This is a genomic window from Metapseudomonas cellulosilytica, assembly GCF_049334135.1.
GTDB lineage: Bacteria > Pseudomonadota > Gammaproteobacteria > Pseudomonadales > Pseudomonadaceae > Metapseudomonas.
Genome location: NZ_JBHZGN010000067.1, coordinates 1 through 521 on the forward strand (window position 1 = coordinate 1; position 521 = coordinate 521).

Genomic DNA, 521 nt, shown 5'->3' on the forward strand with positions numbered 1-521 from the left:
GGCGCGGGTGCCGACACCATGAGCGGTGGCTTGGGCAACGATATCTACGAGGTCACGGATGCCGCGGATGGGGTGAACGAACTGGCCGGCGGTGGGCGCGACACGGTGTCGACCTCGCTGGCCAGCTACACCCTGGGCGCCAACCTCGAGAGCCTGTTCTTTGGCGGCAGCGGCAACTTCACCGGTACCGGCAACGAACTGGACAACATTCTGGTCGGCGGTGCGGGGAACGACGTGCTGATCGGTGGCGCCGGGTTCGACGTCATGGCCGGTGGCCTGGGCAACGATGTCTACGAAATGACCGACATCGCGGACGTGGCACTGGAACTGGCGGGCGAAGGAAGCGACTCGGTGTCGACCTCGCTGTCGGTCTTCGAACTGGGAGCGAACCTCGAAGGGCTGTTCTTCGGCGGTGCCGGCAACTTCGACGTGGGCATGGGCAACGCCCTGGACAACACCATCGCCGGTGGTGCGGGCAGTGATGCGTTGTTCGGCATGGGCGGCAATGACTTGCTGATCGG

Annotated in this window: 1 protein-coding gene; it reads left to right on the forward strand. The window is 65.1% G+C overall.

Going from position 1 to position 521, the window contains the following annotated elements; all coding sequences use genetic code 11:
• Positions 1-18: 18 nt before the first annotated feature.
• A partial coding sequence (locus ACFW0H_RS30125) for a calcium-binding protein (RefSeq protein ID WP_422917482.1) occupies positions 19-521 on the forward strand: 503 nt, incomplete at its 3' end.